This window comes from Desulfosarcina sp. (genome assembly GCF_033791525.1).
In the GTDB taxonomy this organism is placed as follows: Bacteria; Desulfobacterota; Desulfobacteria; order Desulfobacterales; family Desulfosarcinaceae; genus Desulfosarcina.
This window is the reverse complement of record NZ_JASJGN010000458.1, coordinates 1-4,692: the sequence shown is the minus strand read 5'-3', so window position 1 is coordinate 4,692 and position 4,692 is coordinate 1. Positions and strand designations below refer to the sequence as shown.

General features: G+C 55.2%; 4 protein-coding genes. All 4 read right to left on the bottom strand.

Annotated features, from left to right (window positions below):
* The coding region (locus tag QNK41_RS21565) for a hypothetical protein (protein WP_319261485.1) at positions 1–837 on the bottom strand (837 nt) is incomplete at its 3' end.
* Between the two features lie 24 nt (positions 838–861).
* A complete protein-coding gene (locus QNK41_RS21560; protein ID WP_319261482.1) occupies positions 862–1,806 on the bottom strand; it encodes a DUF6384 family protein in 945 nt (314 codons plus the stop codon).
* Between the two features lie 7 nt (positions 1,807–1,813).
* The gene (locus QNK41_RS21555; RefSeq protein ID WP_319261480.1) at positions 1,814–2,977 is read right to left on the bottom strand and encodes a hypothetical protein; all 1,164 of its coding nucleotides are present in this window, start codon (positions 2,975–2,977) and stop codon (positions 1,814–1,816) included.
* A gap of 547 nt (positions 2,978–3,524) precedes the next feature.
* On the bottom strand, positions 3,525–4,499 hold the full coding sequence (locus tag QNK41_RS21550) for a transposase (protein ID WP_319261478.1): 975 nt from the start codon (positions 4,497–4,499) through the stop codon (positions 3,525–3,527).
* Positions 4,500–4,692 lie beyond the last annotated feature (193 nt).

The following is a 4,692-nucleotide window of genomic DNA, read 5'->3' as shown; positions in this document are numbered from 1 at the left end:
GATGTCATCATTGATTTGCTGCAGCTGTTTCTCTGCCGTATCCAGTGCCGCCTGCAGTGTGGCCACACCGTCTTTTTCGGCCGCCTGTTTCTCCATCACCAGTAAGGACTGCTGCTGGCCTTCAGCCTCCTCGGCGGCTTTGTCGGCATGCTCTCTTAAACGCTGGGGAAGCTCGTTTAGCATGTGGTCGTCGGCACGTGTTTCTTTAAATCGGATCAGGCGGGCTACCCATCCGTCCAGCATGCGGGTAAACCCGCCGTGCCGATAGTCGGGTGTGAGGTACCGACGGTTCCACAGGTACATGAAAAGCATATCGTCCTGGTAAGGCTTACCCTTGCTGGCCAGGTCGGCCTCGGACTGGGACGCTTTTTCATCGGCCCGGCCGGCCACTTGAACCGCCGCGGCCGCTTTTTCCTGCCGGTGGCCATAGTCTGCGTTCTTTTCCAGTGCCGATTTACTCTTTTGGATCTGCTTCCAGAGGACGTCTGCAGCCTTGTCGCGTGCATCGCGGCAGGTTTCGCGCTGCTGTTCAAGCATCTGCTGGCGTTGTTGCTCCTGGGTGATATCATTTTCAAGGGCCGATAGAACCTGTTTGTGCTTGTCCATGAAGGCCGGCACGGCCAAATAGGCCTTGTTCATCCGGCTCGTCACGTTGCCGGCCCTGATCTCATCGAGCCTGAACGTTGCCAACTCACGGTATTGCTCTGCCGTTTCGATGCGTGATTGGTTTAACTGTGCGTTCAGGCCGTCCATTTCCCGATCGACCGCTTCAATCCGGGACTGGGCCTGCAACACATGGTTGTTGATTTCCTGTAGCGTGTCTCTGCCGGTGATCATTTTATGAAACTCCGCGTTGGACGATTACCACTGGGTAATGGCGCCGCCGGTGGTCGGGATGGCGAACTGGGGGGCCAGGTAGCCGCGTTTTTTGACCCCGAACACATTGCGCCCGATGATTCCGTCGTCCACCTTGTCGCGCTTGACCTGCTCAAAAATGGCCGGCTCGACCCGCAGTCCCCACTGCTCAACGGTGCTCGTCTTGCCATCCTCTTCGCTGGTAACAGGCAGAGAAAGGCGGTTGCCGTCAGCGGTAACAGCTTCGACAATAATGTAGTAGTTGCGTGCATTGGATTGGTTCTTGGGGACTCTCCACACGCCGCTGGACGTGTCCGGGCGCGAAACGATGCGCAGTTCGTATTGCCGGGTCAACTGTGCGTAAATCTGATTGAGGGCTGCGTAGCCTTTGTCCACGGCCTCGGCATCCTGGCGTGACACGGCAGCCATGGTATCCCGGTAAAGCCCTTCGGCCTGCTGCCGGGCCTCATCTTCACGCGCCTCGGCCAGTACTTGGTCCCGCTGGTTGGCCAGCTTTGCCGGCATGGCCTTAAGTTCCTGCAGGGATTGCTGATGCTGCAGTCGGGCGCGCTTTTTCGGCGCCACCACGGTGAACTGGTAGACCAAAACAATCGCCAACAAGGCTACGATCGCCAGCGCCCCCCGTTTGAACCAGCGCCCGCGGTTGACGTACAAGCGGGCAAGGGTCAGCTGGAAACTGTTTTGGGGAGGGCTGTAGGTAAAACGTTCCTCGCGAAGGGCTTTCACACCTTCGGCGATAACGTCGTCGGATACCGTAAGCCCCTGTCCGGCGTAAATGTTGCGGACCTTTTCGATCAGCGCCCGGTCGTGGTCCTCGACGCCCAATTCACGGTCGACGATAGACTGCTGGTGCCGCAGCGTGTCCACCACGTCCATGGCCAGCATGACTTCGTTGAGTTCGATCTTGCGGGATTGATCGGTATCATTCATGGCTCAGTTACTGTCCAGCTGCGGTCAACTGCACCATGCGCCGCTTGCCGTCTTCCACCGCCTGACGGATCTCCTGCTCGTTGCGGGTACTCAATTCGCGCATTTCGGTAATCAGCGAGTGCGATTTTTCCTGGAAATTGATCACCGAGTCGAGCAGTTTTTTGACGCTTTCGGCCTTGATGGTGGGCCCGTAGCCGGCACGCAGGGCTTTCTCCTGCACCTGGTCGCCCACATCGGCCAGGCTCTCCAGGCTCTGGTTGATGCCCGTTTTCATGGCATTCAGGGTTTCGGTGCCCTCGTGTAGCCCTTGCAGACTGGTAAAAGAGGCGTTTAAGGCCGTAAATACAGTTTCGTTGGTGCCGAAAAAAGAGACCGATTGGGAGTAAACGCGCGCTTTGACGTCGGAGGTCTGGGCCAGACGCGCCATGACTACGTCGGTGGTGTTGTAGCTCACCGACAGGTTTTCGGCCAGATCCTTGGCAATTTGATAGCGCTTGTCTTCTTCCTGCAGATCGCGCAGGTGCTCATCGCGGGTAAGCTCAAGTCGGGCAATCTGCTCGCGGTCCTGTCCGGTGTAAGTGTCCAGGGCTTCGGCGGATGCTTCCAAGCGGGCCTTGGCAACTTCGACTGCGGTCTCGGCTTTCTTGAGCACCTGGAAGGCCATCACCTGGGACGCTTTCAGGGCTCCCCGAAAATCCCGGTAGGACTCCAGGATTTGGCCCTCGCGTTCCATCTGATCCTTGGTGTCGGCCGATACCTCCAGGTAAGTCTTCTTGATCTTGCGAAAACGGCTGGGAATATCCCCGCGGGTGGCCTTCATCCAGAAGTTGCCTAACCGCTCCATGGTGTCGATCTTGCCATCATCGAGCTGCTCGACCATGGATTTTGCATCGTCGCGGATGCTGTTAAAGGCAGTGGTGATGGTTTCGTAGCGCTCGCCCACGTTCATGGCCGTAATCTGCTCGCGCACCACCTCGTTAAAGACCGTCGTGTTACTGAGGGTGCGGGCGATGGCGATGGTCTTTTCCTCGTCCAGGTCGCTGATCTGGTTGATCAGGGCGACCACCGGCATCTCATCCGGCTTTTCGGGCATCAGACCAAGGTCACGCAGGCCGTTCAGGGCTTTGTCAAGGTAGCGCAAGGGGGTTGAAATTACATGGGTTGCATTCATTTCTGTTCCTTTTCCTATTCCATCAGGTGTGTCTCAATTGTGTTTGGCGGTCAGTGTGCAGAATTTCCGCAAACAGACGGGCCGCACCCTTTCCAGGTGCCCGGATTTCAGGGCCGAGCCATGTGAACGTCCTGCCACGGGAGGATGCAGATGCCCGAGGTGTCAAGAATGAGATTTCAGTTTTTGAGAGCGGATCAAGCAATAAAACCAAGGCTGGCAGATCTGTGTGACTGCTGGGATGATTGGCAACATATCGGGCCGTTGCTGGCGCGGCACCATGCTCCAACTGCCCCCCAAATAGGACCAAATTAAGAATGAAGATCGAAATGTCAATCCGGCAATCGGCCTATCACGGCTGGCAATCGTGGACCCTGGATATAAGCAAGGTGCGCTTGGGTTGGAATCGAATACCTGAGTGGTCGGACATCTAACGGCATCAACCCTTTATCATCAGGGAGAGCCAGCGGCTCACATCCAGGCCACCTTGCGCCATAGAAGCCCAAAAACTATGGAGGGACATAGGGGTCGGGGACATAGGGGTCGCATCTTAATTATTAATTATTTGCCCCTCCATGGTCTTGATCCGGTTTTTAAGCTTTTTATTCTTATGAATTTGTTTGCCGACAGCCTTGTAACGCATGGCAATGGCGGCGCCGGATATATTACCAAAGTGTTGGCCCAGGTCTTTGCCGCTCAGGCAAGTAAGTTTCCTTGATAGATAGATGGCAACGTCCCGGGCAATATTTCGCTTCTTCCCTTTGGCCAGTATCTGCTCGGGACCGACGCCAAACTCGTCGCCGGCCAACGAAATAATATCTCCTATGTCAATTCCGGGTTTCAGTGCGGTTAACTGAGGCTTCTCCTTGTTCGCTTGCTCAGAAGAGAGAAACGTTTCTTTAATCCAATTGACGAAGTCCACACCCCCAAGAATAAAACCGCCCACCGGCGATTTGCCGGGATCTTCAAGCGTCCATGGATTGACCGCTTCAACGAAGGCCTGGTAGTTCTTTCTCGCCTCCCGGAGATTTTTGCCGAACTGGGATAGAAGCCAATCCCCGCAAAGCCATGGGGGCATTTTCAGTTTGCCGATGAAAAAAGGGTAACTGCTCCATGGGTATTGGGATGCCGATTCAACCATCTTTGCCCGAACCGGATTCAGATGGATGTATCGCGACAGATGCTTGAGATATTCATCTGCGTCTACCAGCAACGACTTGAATCGTCCCTGAAACAGATGCCCGCGACGGTGTCGCTTGATGTTAAAATATACGGCGTAACTGACATTGATCCATTGAATGGCCCGGCTCAGGTTTGCCTCAGGCGTCTCCACCAGCAGGTGGTAGTGGTTGGTCATCAGGCAGTAAGTGTGAATGCGAATGGAAAACCGCGAACAGGCGGTCTCTAAATATTCGAGGAATTTCTCACGGTCACGAAGGCTTTTGAAGACGTCTTCACCGGCATTGCCGCGATTGATGACGTGGTAAAAGGCACCTGGATATTCAACGCGCAGCGGCCTGGCCATGGCTGGGAACCTTTGGGAAGGATGAAACCGCCGGGCAGCCTATCTGCCCTGTGTGGGCATCTGTAATCTGTATGGTCCAAACCTGTCAATAATTAATAATTAAGATGCGACCCCTATGTCCTTCGGAAATTACACGCTGACTTATCTTTCCTCTGGTCGGTGTCATTCTCATGTCAGAGGGGGTCTTTGGTGC